The sequence below is a fragment of the Micromonospora nigra genome (assembly GCF_900091585.1).
In the GTDB taxonomy this organism is placed as follows: domain Bacteria; phylum Actinomycetota; class Actinomycetes; order Mycobacteriales; family Micromonosporaceae; genus Micromonospora; species Micromonospora nigra.
Map to the genome: position 1 here is coordinate 2,100,788 of NZ_FMHT01000003.1, position 23,848 is coordinate 2,124,635.

General features: G+C 74.7%; 20 protein-coding genes. 8 read left to right on the plus strand and 12 right to left on the minus strand.

Annotation, left to right across the window (positions count from 1 at the left end; all coding sequences use genetic code 11):
• Positions 1-61: 61 nt before the first annotated feature.
• The 4 genes from GA0070616_RS08810 to GA0070616_RS08825 all read right to left on the minus strand — a co-directional run bounded on the left by GA0070616_RS08810 (position 62) and on the right by GA0070616_RS08825 (position 4,252).
• Complete coding sequence (locus GA0070616_RS08810; RefSeq protein WP_091079195.1) at positions 62-1,168, minus strand: alpha/beta fold hydrolase; 1,107 nt, start codon at positions 1,166-1,168, stop codon at positions 62-64.
• Entirely contained in the window at positions 1,165-2,283 is a 1,119-nt protein-coding gene (gene alr / locus GA0070616_RS08815; RefSeq protein WP_091079200.1) for an alanine racemase, read from the minus strand. Before alr ends, GA0070616_RS08810 begins: the two co-directional genes overlap by 4 nt.
• Before the next feature lie 51 nt (positions 2,284-2,334).
• Positions 2,335-3,807, minus strand: a complete 1,473-nt coding sequence (locus GA0070616_RS08820) for an NAD(P)H-hydrate dehydratase (RefSeq protein ID WP_091079204.1) — start codon at positions 3,805-3,807, stop codon at positions 2,335-2,337.
• Between the two features lie 76 nt (positions 3,808-3,883).
• On the minus strand, positions 3,884-4,252 hold the full coding sequence (locus GA0070616_RS08825) for a holo-ACP synthase (RefSeq protein WP_091090294.1): 369 nt from the start codon (positions 4,250-4,252) through the stop codon (positions 3,884-3,886).
• Positions 4,253-4,429: 177 nt separating this feature from the next.
• Here GA0070616_RS08825 and GA0070616_RS08830 point away from each other — a divergent pair, with 177 nt between their 5' ends.
• Positions 4,430-4,723 (plus strand): hypothetical protein, encoded by a 294-nt coding sequence (locus GA0070616_RS08830; RefSeq protein ID WP_245712705.1) that lies wholly within the window; start codon positions 4,430-4,432, stop codon positions 4,721-4,723.
• A gap of 61 nt (positions 4,724-4,784) precedes the next feature.
• Complete coding sequence (locus GA0070616_RS08835) at positions 4,785-6,452, plus strand: alpha/beta hydrolase (protein WP_245712706.1); 1,668 nt, start codon at positions 4,785-4,787, stop codon at positions 6,450-6,452.
• Between the two features lie 23 nt (positions 6,453-6,475).
• Here the strand turns inward: GA0070616_RS08835 and glmS are convergent, their stop codons facing one another.
• Positions 6,476-8,389, minus strand: coding sequence for a glutamine--fructose-6-phosphate transaminase (isomerizing) (gene glmS / locus GA0070616_RS08840; protein ID WP_091079211.1), 1,914 nt, complete (start codon positions 8,387-8,389; stop codon positions 6,476-6,478).
• Positions 8,390-8,535: 146 nt separating this feature from the next.
• Here glmS and GA0070616_RS08845 point away from each other — a divergent pair, with 146 nt between their 5' ends.
• Positions 8,536-9,726, plus strand: a complete 1,191-nt coding sequence (locus GA0070616_RS08845) for a pyridoxal phosphate-dependent aminotransferase (protein WP_091079214.1) — start codon at positions 8,536-8,538, stop codon at positions 9,724-9,726.
• 188 nt (positions 9,727-9,914) lie between these two features.
• Here the strand turns inward: GA0070616_RS08845 and GA0070616_RS08850 are convergent, their stop codons facing one another.
• The 7 genes from GA0070616_RS08850 to GA0070616_RS08880 all read right to left on the minus strand — a co-directional run bounded on the left by GA0070616_RS08850 (position 9,915) and on the right by GA0070616_RS08880 (position 16,055).
• A complete protein-coding gene (locus GA0070616_RS08850) occupies positions 9,915-11,129 on the minus strand; it encodes a hypothetical protein (RefSeq protein WP_139128863.1) in 1,215 nt (404 codons plus the stop codon).
• 223 nt (positions 11,130-11,352) lie between these two features.
• Complete coding sequence (gene glmM / locus GA0070616_RS08855) at positions 11,353-12,711, minus strand: phosphoglucosamine mutase (RefSeq protein ID WP_091079222.1); 1,359 nt, start codon at positions 12,709-12,711, stop codon at positions 11,353-11,355.
• A 118-nt stretch (positions 12,712-12,829) separates the two neighbouring features.
• Positions 12,830-13,294: a 30S ribosomal protein S9 gene (gene rpsI, locus GA0070616_RS08860; RefSeq protein ID WP_088991922.1), complete on the minus strand. Its 465-nt coding sequence runs from the start codon at positions 13,292-13,294 to the stop codon at positions 12,830-12,832.
• A 20-nt stretch (positions 13,295-13,314) separates the two neighbouring features.
• Positions 13,315-13,758 carry a 50S ribosomal protein L13 gene (gene rplM, locus GA0070616_RS08865; RefSeq protein WP_091079225.1) on the minus strand — a complete coding sequence of 148 codons (444 nt, stop codon included), beginning with the start codon at positions 13,756-13,758 and terminating at the stop codon, positions 13,315-13,317.
• 207 nt (positions 13,759-13,965) lie between these two features.
• Positions 13,966-15,333 carry a NarK family nitrate/nitrite MFS transporter gene (locus GA0070616_RS08870; RefSeq protein ID WP_091090301.1) on the minus strand — a complete coding sequence of 456 codons (1,368 nt, stop codon included), beginning with the start codon at positions 15,331-15,333 and terminating at the stop codon, positions 13,966-13,968.
• A 181-nt stretch (positions 15,334-15,514) separates the two neighbouring features.
• Complete coding sequence (locus GA0070616_RS08875) at positions 15,515-15,808, minus strand: hypothetical protein (RefSeq protein WP_091079228.1); 294 nt, start codon at positions 15,806-15,808, stop codon at positions 15,515-15,517.
• Positions 15,798-16,055, minus strand: coding sequence for a DUF6364 family protein (locus GA0070616_RS08880; protein ID WP_091079231.1), 258 nt, complete (start codon positions 16,053-16,055; stop codon positions 15,798-15,800). The genes GA0070616_RS08875 and GA0070616_RS08880 overlap by 11 nt, the downstream gene beginning before the upstream one ends.
• Positions 16,056-16,328: 273 nt before the next feature.
• Between GA0070616_RS08880 and GA0070616_RS08885 the strand changes: the two genes are divergently transcribed.
• From GA0070616_RS08885 to GA0070616_RS08905, 5 genes are read left to right on the plus strand one after another with little or no spacing between them, the layout of a single operon-like run.
• Positions 16,329-18,446, plus strand: coding sequence for a molybdopterin oxidoreductase family protein (locus GA0070616_RS08885; RefSeq protein WP_091079235.1), 2,118 nt, complete (start codon positions 16,329-16,331; stop codon positions 18,444-18,446).
• The gene (locus GA0070616_RS08890; RefSeq protein ID WP_091079238.1) at positions 18,443-19,879 is read left to right on the plus strand and encodes an FAD-dependent oxidoreductase; all 1,437 of its coding nucleotides are present in this window, start codon (positions 18,443-18,445) and stop codon (positions 19,877-19,879) included. Before GA0070616_RS08885 ends, GA0070616_RS08890 begins: the two co-directional genes overlap by 4 nt.
• Positions 19,876-22,392, plus strand: coding sequence for a nitrite reductase large subunit NirB (gene nirB, locus GA0070616_RS08895; RefSeq protein ID WP_091079242.1), 2,517 nt, complete (start codon positions 19,876-19,878; stop codon positions 22,390-22,392). Before GA0070616_RS08890 ends, nirB begins: the two co-directional genes overlap by 4 nt.
• Positions 22,389-22,739, plus strand: coding sequence for a nitrite reductase small subunit NirD (gene nirD / locus GA0070616_RS08900; RefSeq protein WP_091079245.1), 351 nt, complete (start codon positions 22,389-22,391; stop codon positions 22,737-22,739). The genes nirB and nirD overlap by 4 nt, the downstream gene beginning before the upstream one ends.
• The gene (locus GA0070616_RS08905; RefSeq protein ID WP_091079248.1) at positions 22,740-23,828 is read left to right on the plus strand and encodes a uroporphyrinogen-III synthase; all 1,089 of its coding nucleotides are present in this window, start codon (positions 22,740-22,742) and stop codon (positions 23,826-23,828) included.
• Positions 23,829-23,848: the final 20 nt, after the last annotated feature.

A 23,848-nucleotide genomic window follows, 5' to 3' on the forward strand; every position in this document is an offset into this window, starting at 1 on the left:
GGGGCATGGCCGGCGGCGGCGCGCGTGGGCCCGACCGGCCGGACGGGACCGGCGGCGGCGCTCACGGCTCCGCCCGGCCGCACGTGCCGAGGAACCGCAGCAGCGCCGCGTCGACCTCGTCGGCGTGCTCCAGCATCACCACGTGCCCGCTGTCGGCGATCTTCACGAACTCGGCGTGCGGCAACCGCCGGACGATCTCCTCCGAATGGGTCATCGGCGTGATCATGTCCTTGTCGCCGACGATCACCAGCACCGGGGCCTGGGCGAGCGCCACCAGCGCCGGGAACCGCGAGTGCGTCGCCAGGGTACGCAGGTAGCGGGTCACCGTGTCGGCGGACGTCCGCGAGTTCATGGTCTCCACGTACGACACCAGGGTCGGGCTCGGGTTGCGGGTGCCGAAGCCGTACCGGCGGGTCAGCAGCCAGGCGACGTTCGTCGTCGACCGGCGTGCCCGGTCGATCACCGGCGCCCCGTACCGGGTGACGTTGCCGGCCATGTGAAGCACCGGCGCGCCCACCCGGCCGAGCAGGGCCGGCGCCACCAGTTTCGTCTCCGCCAGCAGGCCGCCCGAGGTGGCCATGAGCACCGTGCCCACCACCCGGTCGCCGAACATCTCCGGGAACAGCTCGGCGAACGCCATGATCGTCATGCCGCCCATGGAGTGGCCCACCAGCACCAGCGGCCCCTCCGGGGTGGTCCGGTCGAGCACCGCGCGGAGCGTACGGCCGAGCGCCGTCAGGTCGTACTCGCCGCTCTCCAGCCGGCCGGAGCGGCCGTGTCCCGGCTGGTCGTACGCGATGATGCGGTGTTCGCCCCGCTCCGCGAGCATCTTGCGCTGGAAGTGGAAGGTGCCCATGTCCAGACAGAAGCCGTGCACCAGCACGACGGTCGGGTTGCCCGGCACGGGGCGGGTCGGCTCGACCACCTCGACGTGCACGTCGGTGCCGTCGGGCATCTCCACGGTCAACGCCGCGTCGTACCGCTGCTCGCCGAACACCTCGTGCGCGTACGGATCGGTGGGGTCGGCCTTGAGCCGGCGGACCAGGGCGCGTTCGGTGGCGACGCCGGCGGCGAGCCCGGCGGCGGCCACGCCGAGGGCCGCCCCGACCAGGCCGGCGGCCCTCCCGGCGGCGGTACGGGGGCGGGGGATCAGGTGCCGACCCGTCACCGGCGCTCGCCGTCGTAGACGCGGGGCACCCGGGTGCCGCCGAAGCGGGTGACGATCTCGTAGTTGATGGTGCCGACCGCCTCGGCCCAGTCGTCGGCGGTGGGCTCGCCGTCCGTGCCGGGGCCGAACAGGGTGGCCACCTCGCCGGCCGCCACCGGATCGTCGCCGCAGTCGAGCACGAACTGGTCCATGCAGACCCGGCCCGAGATGGTGCGGCGGGCCCCGGCGAGCTGCACCGGGCCCACGTTGGAGGCGTGCCGGGGCACCCCGTCGGCGTAGCCGAGCGGAACCACGGCCAGGTTCGCGTCCCGCTGCGTGGTGTACGTGTGGCCGTACGACACGCCCGAGTCGGCCGGAACCCGCTTGGTCAGCATCACCCGGGCCCGGGCGGACATGGCCGGCCGCAGCCCGTACCGCTCGCCGGTCACCGGGGACAGGCCGTAGATCGCCAGGCCGGGGCGAACCAGGTCGAAGTGGGTGTCCGGGCGGGTCAGGGTGGCCGCGGAGTTGGCCAGGTGCCGGTAGCGGGGGCGCAGCCCGGCCTGCTCGACCATGCCCAGACCCTCGCGGAACACGGCGAGCTGCCGGTCGGTGGTGGGGTGGCCGGGCGAGTCCGCGTACACGAAGTGGCTCCACACCCCGACCACCTCGACCAGGCCGTCGGCCTGCGCCTTCGCGGCGGCCTCCAGCAGGCGGGGCCAGTCGGCGACCGTCGCGCCGCCCCGGGACAGCCCGGTGTCGATCTTCAGGTGCAGGTGGGCGGCCCGACCGGCGACCCGGGCCGCCTCGACCATCTCGTGCAGTTGGGGCAGGCTCGCCGCGCCGAGGTCCACCCCCGCCGCCACGCCCTCGTGCAGCGGCAGCCCCGGAGAGAGCAGCCAGGCCAGCACGGGGACGGTGATCCCGGCCCGGCGCAGCTCCAACGCCTCGTCCAGCGTGCAGACGCCCAGCCAGTCGGCCCCGGCGTCGAGCGCAGCCCGGGCGGCCGGGAGCATGCCGTGGCCGTACCCGTCGGCCTTCACCACCGCCATCAGCTCGGCGCCGGTGCCGGCCCGGAGTCGGGTCACGTTCTCCCGGATCGCGTCGAGGTCGACACGTACCTCCGCCTGCCACATGCCCCCAAGCCTACTTCCGCGCTGATCAGCGGGCGGCACCCCGCCCACGTCTCACCCCAGCAGAGGCGCGACCACCGGGCGCAGCGCCGACGCCACGTCGGGCGCGGTCACCGGGCCGCCCCGGGCCGCCTCCCGGCCGGCCAGCCCGTGCAGGTACGCCGCGGCCGTGGCCGCCCGTTCGGCGGGCAGCCCGGCGGCCAGCAGCGAGCCGAGCAGCCCGGCCAGCACGTCGCCCGTGCCGCCGGTGGCCAGCGCGGGGGTGCCGGTCGGGTTGACGTACGCCCGGCCGCCCGGCATGGCGACCACCGTGCGGTCGCCCTTGAGCAGCACCACCGCGTTCATCCAGGCGGCCAGTCGCAGTGCCGCGCCGACCCGGTCACCGTCCGGGGCCTCCCCGCACAGCCGGGTGAACTCCCGGTCGTGCGGGGTCACCACGATCGGGGCGTCCCGCTCGCGCAGCCGGTCGGCGAGGGAACCGTCGACCAGCAGGGTCAACGCGTCCGCGTCGAGCACCACCGGCACCGGGGCGGCCAGCACGGCGCGCAGCTCCGCCGCCGCGTGCTCGTCGGTGCCCAGCCCCGAACCGCACACCCACGCCTGCACCCGACCGGCGTCGGCCACCCGCCCGGTGGCGATGACCGAGGGATACCGGTGCACGACCTCGGCGCGGGCGCCACCCGCGTAGCGGACCAGCCCCGTCGGGCCGGCCAGGGCCCCGCCGACGGAGAGCACGGCCGCGCCGGGGTACGTCGCCGAACCGGTCGCCACGCCGACCACCCCCCGGGTGTACTTCTCCGACTCCGGGCCGAGCCGCGGCCACCAGTCCGCCACGTCCGACCACTCGGTGACGCGCAGGGCCGGGCTGCCGCGCAGCCACGGGTCGAGGCCGATGTCGACCAGCTCCACCTGCCCGGCGAGGGCGGCGGCCGGGCCGACCACCAGGGCCGGCTTCAACGCGCCGAAGGTCACCGTCACGTCGGCGCGCACGGCGCTGGGCTGTCCGGAGGGGGTCACCGGCACCGCGCCGGTGTCGACCGCGACGCCGCTGGGCACGTCCACCGCCACCACGGTCGCCCGTGCGCCGTCACGGCCCTGGTGCCGGGCCAGGCTCGCCGCCAGTTGCTCAGCCGGCTCCCGCAGCCCGCCCCGCCCGCCGATGCCGACGACGCCGTCGAGCACCAGGTCGACCACGGCCGGCGGACGGTCCACCACCCGGCCACCGGCGGCCCGGAACGCGGCCAGCCCCTCGGCGTGCGCCCGCCCGGGGGTGAGCAGCAGCGCCGACACCGCCGCGCCGCGCCGCGCCAGGCGGGCACCCGCGTACAGCGCGTCGCCGCCGTTGTCGCCCGAGCCGACCAGCAGCAGCACCCGCCCGCCGTACACGCCGCCCCGGTCGGCGAGCAGCAGGGCACAGCGGCGGGCCAGCCCGGCCGCCGCCCGCTGCATCAGCGTGCCGGGCGGCAGGGTGGCCATCAGGCCGGCCTCCGCCGCGCGTACGTCCGCCACCCGCCACACCGCTCTCATGTCACTCCCGTCCCCGTGTGCACGCCGTCCCCGTGCCACTCCCGTCCCCGTGTGCCGGTCCCGTCCCCGTGTGCGGTCAGCGCTCCGCCACCACCATCGCCGAGGCGATCCCGCCGTCGTGCGACAGCGACAGGTGCCAGCGGTTGATGCCACGTTCGGTCGCCGCCGCCGCGACCGTGCCGGAGACGGTCAACCAGGGGCGGCCGTCCGGGTCCGGCACGATCTCGCAGTCGTGCCAGCTCAGCCCGGCCGGCGCACCGAGCGCCTTGGCCACCGCCTCCTTCGCGGCGAAGCGGGCCGCCATCGATTCGGGCGAACGCGGGTTGCCGGAGACCGTGTAGCGCTCGGCCTCGGTGAACAGCCGGTCGGCGAGCAGCGGTGTGCGCGCCAACGCCCGGGCGAACCGGTCGACCAGAACGACGTCGATGCCGACAGCGACGATCACGGCCCTCACCCTACCGGCGTGGGGGCCCGCAGATTAGTCGTCGGCCACGCGATGGGCAATGCCTGTGGACGACCCGGGGGTACGCGCCGGACCGGCCGTCCACAGGGGCGGCGGCGGGGCCGGCGGACGGCCTAGCGTCGGGCCCGTCGAGGCGGTCGGGCACGGGGGTGGCTGGTGGTGGAGGTTCCGTTCACGGTCGAGCCGGAGGTGTTGCGTCGGGCGGCGCGGGCTCTCGGCGACGAGGGATACCGGCTCTGCCACGGGCTGACCGGGGTGCCGGGGCTGGTCGTGGCGGCGCCCGGATGGGCCGCCGGGGCGGCGACGGCCGTGCTGGAGGCGGCGGTGCACGGTTGGTGCGGCCGGCTCGGCGCCAGGGTGGCGGCAACGGGAGAGGCGGTCCGTGGGGCTGCCGAGGCCTACGAGTCGGTCGACGACCGCGCCGCCGCCCGGCTCAGGGCGGTACCCCGGTGACCGGCCGCCCGACGCGGGAGGGGTTGCCGATGGCCAGCCGCCCGACCCGAGTGGGTGCCCGGTGAGCGGGCATCCGGCGCAGGTGGGCAACCCGGCGGCCGGCTCGGCGGGGGTCGGTGCCGCCCCGTCCACCGCCGCCCCGCCCACCGCCGGGGCCGGCATCGGCTACCGGCAGCTCTGGGCGGCCGACCCGGGCGACTGGCGGGCGGCGGGCCGGGCCTGGGGTGCGCTGACCGGGCTGGCGCAACGCCGGCGGAGCAGCCTCGACCGGCAGGCGGGCACCCTGCGAACCGCCTGGGCGGGCGGCGCCGCGTCGGCGGCCGATCACCGGTTGGGCGGGTTGGGCAGGGAACTGACGGCGTTGGCGCCCGCGATGATCGAGGCCGAGCAGACGCTCGCCGAGTTCGCCCGGCGGGTGCAGACCGCCCGGGCCCGCCTCGACGCGGCGGTGGCGTCGGCGCAGGTGTCCGGCGTACGCGTCGACCGGGACGGGCGGGTGTCCGCCGGCCCGGCCCCGGCCCCCGGGCCCGTGGTGGCCGGTGTCGCACGAGCACTGCGCGACGCGCTCGACCTGGCCGGGACCGCCGACCGGGAGGCGGCGGCCCGGTTGGCGGCGCTGTCGGAGGCCGCCCACACCGGGTGGGTCGATCCGCCGCCGCCCGACCGACCGTGGCCCGGTGCGTCACCGGCGGCGGTGCGGGCCTGGTGGTCGGGGCTCACCGCGGCCGAGCGGCGGTGGTTGGTGACGTACGAACCGGAGCGGGTGGGCGGGCTCGACGGGATCCCGGCGGCGGCTCGGGACCAGGCCAACCGCCTGCGGCTCGACGCCGTCCGCGACGAGTTGCTCGCCGAGCGGGCACGGCTGCTGCTGCGGGTGCCGAGAGGGCCGGTGGAGGCCGTCGGGCTGCTCCGCGTGGAGGCGTCCCTCGCCGGGCTGACGGCGCTGACCGGGCGGCTCGACGCACCGGAGGCTCCCCGGGCGTACCTGCTCGGCATCGATCCGGCCGGTGAGGGTCGGGCAGTGGTGGCGCTGGGCAACCCGGACCGTTCGACCCGGGTGTTGACGCACGTGCCGGGGATGACCGCCGGGCTGGACGACGCCACCGACGAGCTGGGCCGGGCGGGCCGGGTGCTGGGCCGGTGCGCCGAGCTGGCCCCCGGCGAGGAGACCTCGGCGGTGCTCTGGCTGGACTACGACGCCCCCGACTTCCTGCACGAGGCCGCCGGGGACGGGCGGGCCCGCGACGCCGGTGGCGCACTGCACCGGTTCCAGGAGGGGTTACGGGCCACCCACGAGGGGCCACCGGCCCGGCAGACGGTGCTCGGGCACAGCTACGGCTCGCTGGTGGTCGGCGCGGCTGCCCGCGACCACGGGCTGGCCGCCGACGCGCTGGTCTTCGTGGGGTCGCCGGGCGTCGGGGTGGCGCACGCCTCCGAGCTGGGCGTGCCCCCCGGCCAGGTCTGGGCGAGCACCGCCCCCGACGACGTGATCCGGCTGACCCGACCGCCCGACGACCTGGCCCGACAGGCCGTGCTGGGCGGCTCGCCGGTGGGCACGCTGGCGGGGCTGCTGACGGGGCGGGACGACGAGCGCTGGTTCGGGCACGATCCCGCCGACCCGGGCTTCGGCGGGCGGACGTTCCCCAGCGGCCGGCACGGGCACACCGGCTACTGGGAGCCGGCCAACCCGGCACTGGACGGCATGGCCCGCGTGGTGCTGGGCCGGTGACCCGGGAACGGGCCGGGGATCGCCTACTCCACCGTGACGGACTTGGCCAGGTTGCGGGGCTGGTCGACGTCGTGGCCCCGGGCAGCGGCGATCTCCGCCGCGAACACCTGCAACGGCACGGTCGTCACCAGCGGCGCGAGCAGCGTCGGGGTGCGCGGCACGTGGATCAGGTGGTCGGCGTAGCGGACGACGGCCTCATCGCCCTCCTCGGCGATCACGATGGTGCGGGCCCCCCGGGCGCGGACCTCCTGGATGTTGGAGACGATCTTGTCGTGCAGCAGGCCCCGGCCGACCGGGGACGGCACCACGCAGATGACCGGCGTGCCCTTGTCGATCAGGGCGATCGGGCCGTGCTTCAGCTCGCCGGCGGCGAAGCCCTCGGCGTGCATGTACGCCAGCTCCTTGAGCTTGAGCGCACCCTCCAGCGCCACCGGGTAGCCGACGTGCCGGCCGATGAACAGCACGGTGGGCTCCGACCTCAGCTCCCGGGCCAGCTCCCGCACCGGATCCATCCGACCCAGCAGCTCGCGCAGCTTGGCCGGCATCCGGTGCAGCTGGTCGACGACGGCGGCCACCTCGTCGGCGAACTTGATGCCCCGCACCTGGGCCAGGTGCAGGCCGATCAGGTAACAGGCGACGAGCTGGGTGAGGAACGCCTTGGTGGAGGCGACGGCGATCTCCGGGCCGCCGTGGGTGTAGAGCACGGCGTCGGACTCGCGCGGGATGGTGGAGCCGTTGGTGTTGCAGATGGCCAGCACCCGGGCTTTCTGCTCCTTGGCGTGCCGCAGCGCCATCAGGGTGTCCATCGTCTCGCCGGACTGGGAGATCACCACGATGAGGGTGGACCGGTCGAGCACCGGGTCGCGATAGCGGAACTCGCTGGCCAGTTCCACCTCGCAGGGGATCCGGGTCCAGTGTTCGATGGCGTACTTGGCGACCAGACCCGAGTGGTACGCGGTGCCACAGGCCACGATGAAGATCTTGTCGACGTCGCGCAGGTCCTGGTCGGACAGGCGTACCTCGTCGAGCATGATCTCGCCGGTCTCGGTGAGCCGGCCGAGCAGGGTGTCGGCGACGGCCTGCGGCTGCTCCTCGATCTCCTTGAGCATGAACCAGTCGTAGCCGCCCTTCTCGGCGGCCGAGGAGTCCCAGTCGATGTGGAAGTCCTTGCCGCTGGCGGGCTGGCCGGTGAAGTCGGTGATCTCGATCGTGTCGGCCGTGATGAGCACGATCTGGTCCTGGCCCAGCTCGACGGCCTCGCGGGTGTGTTCGATGAAGGCGGCGACATCGCTGGCGAGGTAGTTCTCGCCCTCGCCCCGGCCGACGACCAGCGGCGAGTTCCGCCGGGCCCCGACGACGGCCCCGGGGACGGCGGCGTCCACGGCGAGCAGGGTGAAAGCCCCCTCCAACCGCTGGCACACCACCCGCATGCCGGCGGCGAGCAGTTGCGGGCCGTCGGGGTGGCCGGCGGCCCGCAGGTCGGCGAGCGCGGCGGAGAGCAGGTGCGCGGCGCACTCGGTGTCGGTGTCGCTGGTGAAGTTGACGCCGTCGGCCTCCAGTTCGGCGCGCAGCTTCGCGAAGTTCTCGATGATGCCGTTGTGAATGACGGCGACCCGCCCGTCGGGGGCCAGGTGCGGGTGGGCGTTGCGGTCGGTGGGGCCACCGTGGGTCGCCCAGCGGGTGTGCCCGATGCCGGTGGTGCCGTCGCCGATGCCCATGGGGCTGGCGGCGCAGGACGTCGGGTCGTTGGCGGCCCGCTCGGAGAGGACCTTCTCCAGGTTGGCCAGCTTGCCGGCCTTCTTCTCCGTCAGCAGCTCGCCGTCGCAGACGATGGCGACGCCGGCCGAGTCGTAGCCGCGGTACTCCAGCCGCCGCAGGCCGTCGAGCACGATGCCGAGCGCCGGGCGACCGCCGGCGTAACCCACGATTCCACACATGGCTCGCAGCCTAACCCAGCTTCGCTCATGGTGCGTGCTCGAAAGCCTGGTAAACAAGCATCGAACTTGAGCGAACAGGCGAGTGTGGTGCTCCTGGGCACAAAGCCCTCATCCGGAGCCGCCCCGGCGGCCCGTACCCTGGCGACGTGACGACGACCGCCGATGCCGACCCCCTGGTGGCGCGGATGCGCCCATTCGGGACGACCATCTTCGCCGAGATGTCCGCCCTCGCTGTGCGCACCGGCGCGGTCAACCTCGGCCAGGGCTTCCCCGACACCGACGGGCCACCGGAGATGCTGGCCGCCGCCGCCGAGGCGTTGCGCTCCGGCCGTAACCAGTACCCGCCCGGCCCCGGGGTGCCCGAGCTGCGCGCGGCGGTGTCGGCGCACCAGCGCCGGTTCTGGGGCCTGGAGTACGACCCGGACGGCGAGGTCGTGGTGACCGCCGGTGCCACGGAGGCGATCGCCGCCGCGATCCTCGGCCTGTGCGAGCCCGGCGACGAGGTGGTGTGCTTCGAGCCGTACTACGACTCGTACGCCGCCTCGATCACCCTGGCCGGCGCGGTCCGCCGCCCGGTCACCCTGCGTCCCGACCCCGAGGGCCGGTACGCCTTCGACCCCGACGCCCTGCGTGCCGCCTTCGGCCCGCGTACCCGGCTGGTGCTGCTCAACTCCCCGCACAACCCCACCGGCAAGGTGTTCACCCCGGGCGAGCTGGAGCTGGTGGCGCAGCTGTGCCGCGAGCACGGCGCGTACGCGGTGACCGACGAGGTGTACGAACACCTGGTCTTCACCGACGCCGCGTCCGGGCACGTGCCGCTGGCGACCCTGCCCGGGATGTGGGAGCGCACGCTGCGCATCTCCTCGGCCGGCAAGACGTTCTCCTGCACCGGCTGGAAGGTCGGCTGGGTGAGCGGGCCGAGGCCCCTGGTCTCGGCGGTGCTACGGGTGAAGCAGTTCCTCACCTTCGTCAACGCCGCACCCCTGCAACCGGCCGTCGCGGTGGCGCTCGCCCTGCCCGACGACTACTTCGCCGAGTTCCGCCGGGGCATGCAGGCCCGCCGGGACCAGCTCGTCGGCGGCCTGACCGACGCCGGCTTCGGGGTGCTCGTGCCCGAGGGCACGTACTTCGTCACCGCCGACATCGGGCCGCTCGGCGGGGTCGACGGCGTCGACTTCTGCCGCTCCCTGCCGGAGCGCTGCGGCGTGGTGGCGGTGCCCACCCAGGTCTTCTACGACGACCCGGAGGCCGGCCGCCGGCTGGTCCGCTTCGCCTTCTGCAAGCGGCCCGAGGTGCTGACGGAGGCCGTCGGCCGGCTGCGCCGCCCGGCGGGCTGACCCGCCGGCGGGCCGCCGCGGCCACGGGCCGCGAAGCCCACGGACGGCCAGGCCGAGCGGCCAGGTCCGGTTCTGCCGGCGCGACGATTCTGCCGCCGCGACGGTTCTGCCGGCGCGACGAGCGGGACCGGGACGCCGCTGCCCTTCCGGCCTCCGCCGACGCGCTGCCGGACGGCACCGAACGGCCGTCAGCGGATCGGGTCGGTGGGCGGCACCGGGCCGGGCGCCCCGGTGTCCGGGCGCGGGCGCGGCGGAGCCCAGACCGAGTCGTCCTGCCCACTGGCCGGCGGGCCCACCGGCGTCGGACCGCCCGCCCGGGCCGGGCCGGCCGGCGGGGAGCCGGCTGCCGCTGCGGCGTCCTCGGCGCCGGTGTCGACCCGGGCCCTGCGGCGGGCCGCCGACCAGGCCAGCACCGCCGCCACGAGGAACAGCAGGGCCGCCAGCTGCATCAGCTCGGCTGCGGACCGCACGTCGTGCGTGACGGCGAGGTGGCGGGACCGTTCGGCGGCGTCCTGCCACTGCTCCGGGTCCAGCGGCAGCACGTCCTGGAGCAGACTCAGCGCGGCGGCGAGCGGCAGGGAGACCAGCAGCAGCGCCAGCCGGCCCCGGGTCGACCGGCGCAGCGCCGCCCACCAGACCAGCCCGGCCAGGACCACTGTGCCGAGCACCAGCAGCACGGCGGTGGCACCGAAGGTGGGCCACCAGACGTTGCGCCGCTCCACCTCGGCGGCGGTCAGGCCGTACACGGTCACCCAGGGGAACAGCACGCCCGCCAGCGTGGCGAGCGTGGCCGCGCCCGCCACGGCGAACCGGCCGCTGCCGGGCCACCAGGTGGCGACGAGGACCATCGCGAGCACCGCGACGCCGAGCACGCCGAGTGTCAGGCCGGAGGTGTCGTAGCCGAACCAGATCGAGCCGTACCCCTCGTCGAGGAGGGTCCCGGTCCGGCGGACGACCTCGGCCCAGCGGCCGGCGGCCTCGTCCGCGCCGGACGACAGGCGGTGCGCCGCACCGACCAGCACCGTGGACAGGACCGCCAGCGCCAAGCCGGCCACCGCCACCGCTCCGCGCGCCCACCGCCGGGGCAGCAGCACGGCAGCCCCGACCAGCAGGACCACCGGCACCACGACCACGAGGAACGCATATCCCCAGGCACCGATCCCGGTGACCCCGAGCCGGGCCTCCGAGTCCTGGTTGACCAGGGCGTCGGAGCGCACCCCGAGCACCGAGAGGGACACCTCGGACCAGGGCGCCACGGCGGCGACGCCGAGCAGACCGACCCCGACGAGGGTGGCGAGCAGCCGACCCCAGCGGGCTGCGAACCAGCCGGCCTCTTCCTCCGGACCCGGTTCACCGGCCGGCGGGTCGTCGGCAGGCTGCCAGGTGGCGGCGGGATGGGACACGATCACCTCCGCGGGACAGGCTGGTCGCCGTACGACCAGGCCGGAATCACGCTGGTCGCCGAACGACGAACGGGGACAGGGTGGTCGCCGGACGGCCACCCGGGACGTGGACGTCGTGGGACGACGCGCGACATGGTCCCACGACGGCGGCCCCGGTGCGGGGACGCGACACCGGACAGATGGCAGGCGCCACGAGGAAACGGTCGAGCGGGCGGCGGTGTGGTCAGGCCCTCGGCGGGCTCGCGGTGCGGACCAGGGCGGCGATGCGCTCGGCGACGTCCCGGGCGGTCTGCTCGGTGGCGGCCTCGACCATGACGCGTACCAGCGGTTCGGTGCCGGAGGGCCGCAGCAGCACCCGCCCGGTGTCGCCCAGCTCCGCCTCGGCCCGCTCGACCTCGGCCCGGACGACGGGAGCGGCGGCACCGACCGTACGGTCGCCCACCGGGACGTTGATCAGCACCTGGGGCAGCTTGGTGACCACGCCGGCCAGGTCGGCCAGGGACCGGCCGGTGGCCGCCATCCTGGCCATCAGGTGCAGGCCGGTCAGCACCCCGTCGCCGGTGGTGGCGTAGGCCGGCATGACGATGTGTCCGCTCTGCTCGCCGCCGAGGGCGAGGCCGGCGGCGCGCAGCTCCTCCAGCACGTACCGGTCGCCCACCTTGGTCTCGACCAGCCGGATGCCCTCGGCGGACATGGCCAGGCGCAGGCCGAGGTTGCTCATCACGGTGGCCACCAGGGTGTCGTCGGTCAGCGTGCCGGCCTCCCGCATCGCCAGGGCCAGGATGGCCATCACCTCGTCGCCGTCGACCTCGTCGCCCTCGGCGGTCACCGCGAGGCACCGGTCGGCGTCGCCGTCGTGGGCGATGCCGAGGTGCGCGCCGTGCTCGACCACGGCGGCGCGCAGCGCCTCGATGTGGTTGGACCCGCAGCCGTCGTTGATGTTGAGGCCGTCCGGCTCGGCGTGGATCGCGACGACCTCGGCACCGGCCTCCCGGTAGGCCACGGGGGCGACCTCGGCGGCGGCACCGTTGGCGCAGTCGACCACGACCTTGATGCCGTCGAGGCGGTGCGGCACCGTGCTGCCGAGGTGCTGGACGTAGTGGTCGGCACCGTCGAGCAGGTCGTGCACCCGGCCGACGCCGGCCCCGACGGGCCGCGCCCAGGCGGTGGTGGCGTTGGCTTCGACGGCGGCCTCGATACGCAGCTCGATCTCGTCCGGCAGCTTGTGTCCCCCGGCGGCGAAGAGCTTGATCCCGTTGTCGGGCATCGGGTTGTGCGAGGCGGACAGCATCACCCCGAGGTCGGCCTTGGCCTCGGCGGTGAGGTAGGCCACGGCGGGGGTGGGCAGCACACCGACCCGGATCACGGTCGCGCCGGCGCTGGTGAGCCCGGCGACCACGGCCGCCTCCAGCATCTCGCCGCTGGCGCGGGTGTCCCGCCCGACCACGGCCACCGGCGGGTGGCTGCGGTCGGTCTCCGCGAGCGTGTGGGCGGCGGCCACGGCGACCGCGAGCGCCAGCTCGGGAGTGAGATCCGCGTTCGCCCGCCCGCGTACGCCGTCCGTGCCGAACAACCGACCCATACCCGCCAACCTCCGTTGGAACTGCCGTGGAAGAAAAAGCGGAACGGCCGGCCCACCTCCCCCGGTCGAGGGGGAGGCGGACCGGCCGTCCGTCAGAAGTACAAGGTGCGGCTGAAGGTCAGCGCTTCGAGTACTGGGGAGCCTTGCGGGCCTTCTTGAGGCCGTACTTCTTGCTCTCCTTGACCCGCGCGTCGCGGGTGAGGAATCCGGCCTTCTTCAGCGCCGGACGGTCGTCGGGCTCGCTGACGATCAGCGCCCGCGCGATGGCGAGGCGCAGTGCGCCGGCCTGACCGGTGGTGCCGCCGCCGCGCAGGTTGGCGATGACGTCGAAGGCCTCCGGCTTCTCGGCGGTGACCAGCGGATCCTTGATCAGCTGCTGGTGCACCTTGCTCGGGAAGTAGGCCTCGAGGTCCCGACCGTTGCAGGTGATCTTGCCGGAACCCGGCACGATGCGGACCCGGACGATGGCTTCCTTGCGCCGACCCACGGTCTGGATCGGGCGGTCACCACGGGGCGCGCGGGCGACGGGCGCCGGCGCCTCGGTGGCCTCGGGGGCGACCTCGGTGGCGGTGATGTCGGTCATGCTGCTTCCTTCGCCCGCGCTCACTGCGCGATCTGCTTGATCTCGAACGGCACCGGCTGCTGCGCGGCGTGCGGGTGCTCGGCACCGGCGTAGACCTTCAGCTTCTTGATCAGCTGACGGCCGAGCTTGTTGTGCGGGAGCATGCCCTTGACGGCCAGCTCGACGGCCCGCTCGGGGCGCTTGGTCAGCAGCTCCTCGTAGCCCACCTGCTTGAGACCGCCCGGGTAGCCGGAGTGGCGGTAGGCGATCTTCTGCTGCCGCTTGTTGCCGGTCAGCGCAACCTTGCCCGCGTTCACGATGACGACGAAGTCGCCCGTGTCGACGTGCGGCGCGAAAGTCGGCTTGTGCTTGCCGCGCAGCAGCGTGGCGGCGTGGGTGGCCAGGCGGCCCAGCACGACATCAGAGGCGTCGATGACGTGCCACTGACGCTCGATCTCACCCGGCTTCGGGCTGTACGTACGCACAGGTCTACCTTGTCTCGTCGTCGGTCTGGGGTCGCGCGCCGAGGTGACCAGATGCTCCAGGCCGGACCAGCGCGCACGAACGACCAAGCGCACCTTAGGCGGCACGCCACTGGATGTCGTACAACAGCAGGCAACGATACCCGCCGCCCGGCGGGCCAGTCAAAACGGGGTCCGCCCCGCGCGGCGGACCCCCGGCCATGACCGGGATCACACCCGGGCGCGGGCCATCCGGGCTCCCGGGCGCAGGTAGGCGGCCCAGGTGACCACCAGCAGCAGCAGGAAGAACCCGAGGTAGAAGCGCAGTGCGGGCTGGATGCCGCCGTAGGTCGACCTGGCCCAGGCGTAGCAGATCGGCACCAGGAACCCGCCGAGGGCGCCGACCGAGGAGATGATGCCGAGCGCACCGGCCGCCTGCCGGCGCATCGCCAGCATCGTCTCCGGCGACCCGCCCAGATCCTCGCCCTTGACCTGGAAGATCCTGGAGATCATCCGGTAGGTCGAGCCGTTGCCGATGCCGGTGGCCACGAACAACACCATGAAGGCCACGAAGAACACGCCGAGGCTGCGGTTGTCGACCGACCACAGCGCCGCGTACGCGCCGACGGCCATCAGGACGAAGCTGCCCACCGTCACCCGGGCGCCGCCGACCGAGTCGGACAGCCGGCCGCCGAACGGCCGGCAGACCGAGCCCACCGCGGCGCCCAGGAACGCCCAGGCGAGCGCGATGTCGGGCCGACCGAAGACGGAGTTGAGCAGCGTCGGGAAGGCCGCCGAGTAGCCGATGAAGGAGCCGAAGGTGCCGATGTACAGCAGGGACATGATCCAGGTGTCCCGGTGCCGCAGCGACGACCAGACGGGCCTGACGTCGGCCTTGGCCTCGGCGAGGTTGTCCATCCACAGGAAGGCGCAGACGGCGGCGATCACCGCGAGGGGGATGTACATCAGGCCCGCGCGGGCCAGCGCCAGCCCGCCGCCGATGACGATCACCTGGGGCACCACGAACTGCACGACGGCCACGCCGATGTTGCCGCCGGCGGCGTTGAGCCCGAGCGCCCAGCCCTTCTCCCGCTCCGGGTAGAAGAAGGAGATGTTCGCCATGCTGGAGGCGAAGTTGCCGCCACCGAAGCCGGCGGTCGCGGCGATCAGCACCAGCGGCACGAAGCCGATCTGGGGGTTCTCCACCGCCCAGGCCAGCCCGGCGCAGGGCACGATCAGCAGCAGCGCGGAGATGACGGTCCAGTTGCGCCCGCCGAAGAGCGGCACCGCGAACGTGTACGGCAGCCGCAGCAGCGCGCCGACGCCGCTGGGCACGGCGGTGAGCCAGAGGGCCTGGCTGGTGGTGAGCTGCCAGCCGGTGTCGCCGAGGCGGACCACCACGATGCTCCAGAGCAACCAGACCGAGAAGCCGATGTGCTCGGCGAAGATCGACCAGATCAGGTTGCGCCGGGCGACGCCCCTTCCGGCGCTCCGCCAGAAGACGGGGTCCTCGGGTGCCCAGTGGCCGATCCAGCGGCCGGGGCGGCGTTGCAGGTCGACCTCGTCGGTCACCTCGGGTCGCACGCTTGTCGCGGTCATCAGCTCCTGCTCCTCCCGGCCGGCCACGTGGTCGACGGCCCGTGCGTACCCGGTCGGTCGGGGGCGGCGGGCGGTCCCGGCAGAAAGCTAGGCAGCGGCCGTTACCACGGCGTTCGTCGTCGGAGTCGGCCAGGCAACGGTGATCGCACGGCCGGGCGGAGGCGGCGGTGAGGACGGTGGCTCAGAGCTGCTGGAGGATGCGCAACGCCCGGCTGACCCGCAGCATGGTGTCGGTGTCGGCCACGTCCACACACTCGGTGAACCACTTCTTCATGGGCGCGGAGAGCCGGTCGGGCATGACGACCCACCCACCCATCGGCACGGCCAGGGGCGAGTCGCGCAGCAGCGCGGCCTCGACCACCTCGGCGACGATCACGATCGGCACGTCGGTGGAGTTGTAGACGTCGGAGCTGACCACCAGGCCGAGGCGTTCCCGGGCGCCGGAGATGCGCCAGACCTCGCCCCTACGCAGCACGCGGGCGCCCGCCGAAGAGCAGGTCGTCGACCATGCCCACCTCGCGGGCGTCGGCCAGGGCGGCGGCCTCCAGGTCGAGCCCGGCGCGACCGACGGCGGCGGCGTGGGCGCTGAACACCTCACGCAGCGCCTTCTCCCGGGCCGCCTGGTCCATCCAGGCGGACAGCGAGAGCCCTTCGCGCTTGGCGAACCGCCGGGCCTCCTCGATCGTCTCGTCGGAGAACGACAGGGTCACCTTGGCTGTCATGCCGAGCAGACTACCCGCTGGTATGACCGCCAGTCATCCCGACCGGTCCGCGGATTGGCGCCGACCGCCGAAGACGGCAAACCGCCGCCACCGCCCACGACCGACGTCGGCGGTGTCGATCGCACTCACCTGCTCCCGCAGTTCGGGAACCGGCTTCCGCCTGGTGGGCACTGCGAGCCGACGCGGTGCCCCTGTGCGGTGTGAGCGGCTCTTGACAGGACCGAAACAGACGGGACCCGGACCGGAAACCGCCCCCCGGCACGCTGTGCCGACATGACAGACGGTGTGCGGTCGACGACCCGGCCGGGGCAACGGCCCCGGGAGGTGGCGACCCACTGTCCCTACTGCGCCCTCCAGTGCGGCATGACCCTGCGCACCGACGGCGCGGCGGTGACGGTCGCGCCCCGCCAGTTCCCGACCAACCGGGGCGGCCTCTGCCAGAAGGGCTGGACCGCAGCCGAACTGCTCGACCACCCCGAGCGGCTGACCACTCCCCTGCTGCGCGACCCGGCCACCGGCGAACTGCGCCCCGCCACCTGGGACGCCGTCCTGGCCCGGATCACCGACGGCGTCCGGGCCGCGCAACGGGGGCACGGGCGCGACGCCGTCGCCGTCTTCGGCGGCGGCGGGCTCACCAACGAGAAGGCGTACGCCCTGGGCAAGTTCGCCCGGGTCGCGCTGCGCACCCGGCACATCGACTACAACGGACGGTTCTGCATGTCGTCGGCGGCGGCGGCCGGGATGCGTGCCTTCGGCGTCGACCGGGGGCTGCCGTTCCCGCTGGCCGACCTCGGCCGGGCCGACACGCTGCTGCTGGTCGGCGCGAACCCGGCCGAGACCATGCCGCCGCTGGTGCGCTGGCTGACCGAGCAGCGGGAGCGGGGCGGGAAGCTGATCGTGGTCGACCCCCGGGTCACCGCCACCGCCCGGCTGGCCGACCTGCACCTGCAACCGCTGCCCGGCACCGACCTGGCGGTGGCGAACGCGCTGCTGCACGTCGCGCTCACCGAGGGCTGGGTCGACAAGGAGTACGTGGACGCCCGCACCACCGGCTTCGAGGCGGTCCGCCGCAACGTGGCCGGCTGGTGGCCGGCCCGCGCCGAGGCGCTGTCCGGGGTGCCGGTGGCCGACCTGGAGGCGACCGCCCGGGCCCTGGGTACGGCCGGCCGGGCGATCATCCTCACCGCCCGCGGAGCGGAACAGCACGCCAAGGGCGTCGACACCGTCACCGGGTTCGTCAACCTGGCCCTCGCTCTCGGCCTGCCCGGCCGGCCCGGCTCCGGCTACGGCTGCCTGACCGGGCAGGGCAACGGGCAGGGCGGCCGGGAACACGGCCAGAAGGCCGACCAGCTCCCCGGCTACCGGAAGATCGACGACCCGGCCGCCCGCGCGCACGTCGCCGGGGTCTGGGGCGTACCCGCAGACGAGCTGCCCGGGCCGGGGGTGCCCGCGTACCAGCTGCTCGACGCCCTGGGCACCGACGGCGGCCCCCGGGCGCTGCTCGTCTTCGGCTCCAACCCGGTGGTCTCCGCGCCCCGCGCGGCCCGGGTCGAGAGTCGCCTGCGCGACCTGGACCTGCTGGTCGTCGCCGACTTCCTGCTCTCCGAGACGGCCGCGCTGGCCGACGTCGTGCTGCCCACCGCCCAGTGGGCCGAGGAGGACGGCACGATGACCAACCTGGAGGGCCGGGTGCTGCGCCGCACGGCCCTGCGCCCACCGCCCGCCGGTGTGCGCACCGACCTGGAGATCCTCGCCGCACTGGCGGAACGGCTGGGCGGCCCCGCGGCGCGGCAGCGCTTCCCCACCGACCCGGCCACGGTCTTCGGCGAACTGCGCCGGGCCTCCGCCGGCGGCCTCGCCGACTACGCCGGGATCAGCTGGGAACGCGTCGAGACCTCCGACGGCGCGTTCTGGCCCTGCCCCGACGCCGACGGCCCCGACAGCCCACGGATGTTCACCGACCGGTTCGCCACGCCCGACGGGCTGGCCCGCTTCCACCCCGTGGAGCACCGGCCGGCCGCCGAGGAGGTCTGCGCCCGCTACCCGCTGCACTTCACCACCGGCCGGGTTCTCGCGCAGTACCAGTCGGGCACGCAGACCCGGCGGGTGGCCGCGCTGCGGCGGGCCGCGCCGGAGGCCTTCGTCGAACTGCACCCCGACCTGGCCCACCGGCTCGGCGTCGGCGACGGCGAGCCGGTGCGGGTCGTCTCCCGCCGGGGTGAGTTCCGCGCCCCGGCCCGGCTCAGCCCGGCCATCCGCCCCGACACGGTGTTCGCACCGTTCCACTGGGGCGGCGCGGCGCGGGCCAACTCCGTCACCAACGACGCCGTCGACCCGGTCTCCGGGATGCCCGAGTTCAAGATCTGCGCGGTACGGGTGGAGAAGGTATGACCGAGCGAATCGTGATCATCGGCAACGGCATGGCCGGCTCCCGCCTGGCCGGCGAGCTGCACGCCCGGGGTGGCGACCACAAGGTCACCGTGCTCGGGGCGGAACCGCACCGGGCGTACAACCGGATCATGCTGTCGACCCTGCTCGCGGGGAAGATCGGCGAGCCGGACGTGGAGCTGGCGGAGGTCGCCGGCCACGGCGTCGACCTGCGTACCGGCAGCACGGTGACCGCGATCGACCGGGCCGCCCGGCAGGTGCACACCGCCGACGGCGACCGGATCGACTACGACCACCTGGTGCTCGCCACCGGCAGCCGGGCGGTGGTGCCGCCGCTGCCGGGGCTCGACCCGGCCGACCCGCCGGACCGGGTGGTGCCGTTCCGCACCCTGGACGACTGCCGGCGGATCCTCGCTCACGCCGACGGCGCACGCCGCGCGTTGGTGCTCGGCGGCGGTCTGCTGGGGCTGGAGGCCGCGCGAGGGCTCGCCGCCCGGGGCCTCGACGTCGGGGTGGTGCACCCGGTGCCACACCTGATGGAACGCCAGCTCGACGCGGCCGGCGCCGCGGTGCTCGCCGGCACCCTCGCCGACCTCGGCGTGACCACCCACCTGGCCGTGCCGGCGACCGCGGTGGCCGCCGACGCCGACGGCGTCCGACTGGATCTCGCCGACGGCCGGTCGCTCACCGCCGACCTGCTGGTGCTGTCCTGTGGGGTACGCCCCGACACCGCGCTCGCCGTCGCCGCCGGGCTGGACGTGGAACGGGGCGTGCTGGTCGACGACCGGCTGCGCACCCGCGACGAGCAGGTCTCGGCGATCGGCGACTGCGCCCAGCACGACGGTACGGTCACCGGGCTGGTGGCCCCCGCCTGGGCGCAGGCCCGGGTCGTCGCCGACCTGCTCACCGGGGCCGAACCGGCGGCCCGGTACCGGCACCGGCCGGCGGTGACCCGGCTCAAGGCCGCCGGTATCGACCTGGCGGCGATGGGCGACCCGGCCGGTGGGCCGGGCGAGGAGCTGACCTTCGCCGACCCGACCCGCGGCACGTACGCCCGGCTGCGCATCCACGACGAGCGGCTCACCGCCGCCATCCTGCTGGGCGACAACCCCACGGTCGGCACCGTGATCCAGCTCTTCGACCGGGGCCAGCCGGTGCCCGCCGACCGGCGGGCCCTGCTCCTGGGCCGGGCGGTCGGCACCACGACCGCCGCACCGGCCACGTCCCCGGCGCTGATGCCGGACGCGGCGACGGTGTGCCAGTGCAACACCGTCAGCAAGGGCGCCCTGGTGCGCTGCTGGCGCGACGGAGCCCGGACGGTCGACGCCGTGGTCTCCCGGACCCGGGCCGGCACCGGCTGCGGGAGCTGCCGGGACGCGGTCGTCGGCATCGTCGACTGGCTGTCAACAGTGGATTCGGTGGAGGTGTCACGATGAACCGGGTCGTCGTCATCGGCAACGGCATGGTCGGACAACGGTTCGTGGACGCCCTGCGCGCCCGCGATCCCCGGGGACGCTGGCAGGTCACGGTGCTCGCCGAGGAGGGCCGGCCCGCGTACGACCGGGTGCGGTTGTCGGCGTTCTTCGACGGGGTGTCCGCCGAGGAGCTGAACCTGCACACCCCGCACGACGGGGTGCGGGTGCGCCTCGGCGAGCCGGCCGGCGCGATCGACCGGGACCGGCGGGTGGTGACCACCGCCGCCGGCGAGTACCCGTACGACGCGCTGGTGCTGGCCACCGGCTCGTACGCCTTCGTACCGCCGGTGCCGGGCGCGACGCTGCCCGGTGTCTTCGTCTACCGCACGCTGGACGACCTGGCGGCGATCCGCGCGCACGCCGCCGGCCGACACGCCGGCACGGTGATCGGCGGCGGCCTGCTCGGACTGGAGGCGGCCAACGCGCTGCGCCTGCTGGGCCTGTCCACCAGTGTCGTGGAGTTCGCGCCCCGGCTGATGCCGGTGCAGGTCGACCCGGCCGGTGGGGCGATGCTGCGCCGCTACGTCGAGGACCTGGGCGTGACCTGCCACCTGGGGGTGGCCACCACCGCGCTGCGGCCCGGCCCCGACGGCACGGTCGCGGCCCTGGAACTGGCCGACGGCACCGTGCTGGACACCGAACTGGTCGTGGTGGCCGCCGGCATCCGGCCCCGCGACGAACTGGCCCGCGCGGCGGGGCTGGAGCTCGGCCCGCGCGGCGGGGTGCTGGTCGACGACACCGGCCGTACCGCCGACGAGCGGATCTGGGCGGTCGGCGAGTGCGCCGCCGTGGACGGCACCTGCCACGGCCTGGTCGCCCCCGGCTACGCGATGGCCGAGGTGGTCGCCGACCGGCTGGTGGGCGGCGCGGCCACCTTCCCGGGCGCGGACACCGCCACCAAGCTGAAGCTGCTCGGCGTCGACGTGGCCTCCTTCGGCGACGCGCACGGCACCACACCGGGCTGCCTCGACGTGACGTTCACCGACCCGGTCACCCGGGTGTACGCGAAACTGGTCCTGTCCGACGACGCGCAGACGCTGCTGGGCGGGGTGCTGGTCGGCGACGCGTCCGCCTACCCGACGCTGCGGGCCAGCGTCGGGGGTCCGTTGCCGGGGCCGCCGCTGGCGCTGCTCGCGCCGGAGGGCGCGGCGGCGGGCGGGGCGACCAGTCTGCCCGGCACCGCGCAGGTGTGCTCGTGCAACGCGGTGACGCGGGCCGACATCGACTCCGCGATCGCCGGTGGCTGCGCGGACGTGCCGTCGCTGAAGGCGTGCACCCGGGCCGGCACGAGCTGCGGGTCGTGTGTGCCGATGCTCAAGCAGCTCCTCGACGCCGCCGGGGTGCGGCAGTCCACGGCGCTGTGCGAACACTTCGACGTCAGCCGCCAGGAGCTGTTCGACATCGTGCGGGTGCGGGGCGTCCGCACCTTCTCGCGGCTGGTCGCCGAGCACGGCCGGGGCCGGGGCTGCGACATCTGCAAGCCGGTGGTGGCGTCGATCCTCGCCTCGCTGGGCGGCGGGCACATCCTCGACGGCGAGCAGGCGTCGCTCCAGGACACCAACGACCACTTCCTGGCCAACCTGCAACGCGACGGCAGCTACTCGGTGGTGCCCCGGATCCCCGGTGGCGAGATCACCCCGGACAAGCTGATCGTGATCGGCGAGGTGGCCCGCGACTTCCAGCTCTACACGAAGATCACCGGCGGGCAGCGCATCGACCTGTTCGGCGCGCGGGTCGACCAGCTTCCGCAGATCTGGCGCCGGCTGGTCGACGCCGGGTTCGAGTCCGGCCACGCGTACGGCAAGGCGCTGCGGACGGTCAAGTCGTGCGTCGGGTCGACCTGGTGCCGGTACGGGGTGCAGGACTCGGTGGGCATGGCGATCGCGTTGGAGCTGCGCTACCGGGGGCTACGCGCCCCTCACAAGATCAAGTCTGCGGTGTCGGGCTGCGCCCGCGAATGCGCCGAGGCGCGCAGCAAGGACTTCGGCATCATCGCCACCGACACCGGCTGGAACCTCTACGTCGGCGGCAACGGCGGCTTCCGACCCCGGCACGCCGACCTGTTCGCCACCGACCTGTCCACGGACGCGCTGGTCCGACTCGTCGACAGATTCCTGATCTACTACATCCGCACCGCCGACCGGCTGCAACGCACCGCCGCCTGGATCGAGGCGATGGACGGCGGCCTCGACCACCTGCGCGCGGTCATCGTGGACGACAGCCTCGGGCTCTGCGCCGACCTGGACGCCGCGATGGCCCGCCACGTCACCTCGTACTCCGACGAGTGGGCCGACGTGCTCGACGACCCGGACCGGCTGCGGCGCTTCACCTCCTTCGTCAACGCCCCCGACGTGCCCGACCCGTCGATCACCTTCACCAGCGAACGCGGCCAGCCGGTGCCCGCCGGGGGCCGTCTCCCCTCACCCGCGGGCCGCCAGGCGGTCCCGCTCGGCCTGCCGGAGGTACGGCGATGACCATCGCCCTGACGACACTGCGCTGGACGACCGTCTGCCCGCTGGAGCGGCTGGAACCGGACCGGGGCGTCGCCGCCCTGGTCGACGGGGTGCAGGTGGCGCTGTTCCGCACCGCGGACGGACTGTTCGCGATCGGCAACCTCGACCCGGTGGGGGGCGCGTACGTGCTGTCCCGCGGGATCGTGGGCAGCCGGGGCGGGGTACCCACCGTCGCCTCGCCGCTGCACAAGCAGGTGTACGACCTCCGCACCGGCCAGTGCCTGGACCTGCCCGGGGTGTCCGTGCCCCGGCACGAGGTGCGCTGCCGGGACGGCCTGGTCGAGGTGCGGCTGCGACAGGAGGAGTGAATGCGCGAGGAACTGGCCGGCTTCACCATCGGGGTGACGGCCGACCGGCGGCGGGACGAACTCGCCGCGCTGCTCCAGCGTCGGGGGGCCCGCGTGGTGCTCGCCCCGGCGCTGCGGATCGTGCCGCTCGCCGACGACACCGAGCTGCGCGATGCCACCCGGGCCTGCCTGGACCGGCCGCCGGACATCCTGATGGCCAACACCGGGATCGGCATGCGCGGCTGGCTGGAGGCGGCCGAGGGCTGGGGCCTGGCCGAACCGCTGCGCTCGGTGCTGGGCCGGGCGTACGTGGTGACCCGGGGCCCCAAGGCGCGCGGGGCGATCCGGGCCGCCGGACTGCACGACCAGTGGTCGCCCGATTCGGAGAGCTGTGACGAGGTCGTGCGGCACCTGTGCCGGCGCGGGGTGGCCGGGCAGGTGATCGCCATGCAGCTGCACGGGGAGCGGCAGCCGGAGTGCACCCTCGCCCTGGAGGAGGCCGGCGCCACCGTCATCGAGGTGCCCGTCTACCGGTGGGCCCCGCCGACCGACCCGGCGCCGTTGCACCGGCTCGTCGACCTGGTCGCCGGCCGGCTCGTGGACGCGGTCACGTTCACCTCCGCCCCCGCCGCGGAGGCGCTGCTGCGCGCCGCCGGGGACCGCACCGAGACGGTGCTGGAGGCGCTGCGCGGCGACGTGCTGGCCAGTTGCGTGGGTGCGGTCACCGCGGAGCCGCTGCTGCGGCGGGGTGTGCCGGTGGCCGCTCCCAGCCGGGCGCGGCTCGGGGCACTGGTCCGCACCATCGTCGACGAACTGCCCCGGCGGACCACCACCATCAAGGCGGCGGGACACCTGCTGACCCTGCGCGGGCACGCCGCCGTGGTGGACGGGGAACTGCGCCCGCTCGCCCCCGCGCCGATGGCGGTGCTGCGGGCCCTGGCGCAGACCCCGGGACGGGTGCTGTCGCGTACCTCGCTGCTGCGGGCGCTACCCCGGGGAGCCGACGAGCACGCGGTGGAGATGGCGGTGGCCCGGCTGCGCGCCGGTCTGAAGACCCCCCGCGTGGTGCAGACCGTGGTCAAGCGCGGCTACCGTCTGCGCGTGGACTGACCGGCCGCGCGCCGGGGGTC

Excerpts from the sequence above, each read along its gene's own strand:
- alr (WP_091079200.1), bottom strand. The coding sequence starts at position 2,283 with ATGTGGCAGGCGGAGGTACGTGTCGACCTCGACGCGATCCGGGAGAAC.
- glmS (WP_091079211.1), bottom strand. The coding sequence starts at position 8,389 with ATGTGTGGAATCGTGGGTTACGCCGGCGGTCGCCCGGCGCTCGGCATC.
- GA0070616_RS08905 (WP_091079248.1), top strand. The coding sequence starts at position 22,740 with ATGCGCGAGGAACTGGCCGGCTTCACCATCGGGGTGACGGCCGACCGG.
- nirB (WP_091079242.1), top strand. The coding sequence starts at position 19,876 with ATGAACCGGGTCGTCGTCATCGGCAACGGCATGGTCGGACAACGGTTC.
- rpsI (WP_088991922.1), bottom strand. The coding sequence starts at position 13,294 with ATGACCGACATCACCGCCACCGAGGTCGCCCCCGAGGCCACCGAGGCG.
- nirD (WP_091079245.1), top strand. The coding sequence starts at position 22,389 with ATGACCATCGCCCTGACGACACTGCGCTGGACGACCGTCTGCCCGCTG.
- GA0070616_RS08870 (WP_091090301.1), bottom strand. The coding sequence starts at position 15,333 with ATGACCGCGACAAGCGTGCGACCCGAGGTGACCGACGAGGTCGACCTG.
- GA0070616_RS08880 (WP_091079231.1), bottom strand. The coding sequence starts at position 16,055 with ATGACAGCCAAGGTGACCCTGTCGTTCTCCGACGAGACGATCGAGGAG.
- GA0070616_RS08890 (WP_091079238.1), top strand. The coding sequence starts at position 18,443 with ATGACCGAGCGAATCGTGATCATCGGCAACGGCATGGCCGGCTCCCGC.
- glmM (WP_091079222.1), bottom strand. The coding sequence starts at position 12,711 with ATGGGTCGGTTGTTCGGCACGGACGGCGTACGCGGGCGGGCGAACGCG.
- GA0070616_RS08820 (WP_091079204.1), bottom strand. The coding sequence starts at position 3,807 with ATGAGAGCGGTGTGGCGGGTGGCGGACGTACGCGCGGCGGAGGCCGGC.
- GA0070616_RS08885 (WP_091079235.1), top strand. The coding sequence starts at position 16,329 with ATGACAGACGGTGTGCGGTCGACGACCCGGCCGGGGCAACGGCCCCGG.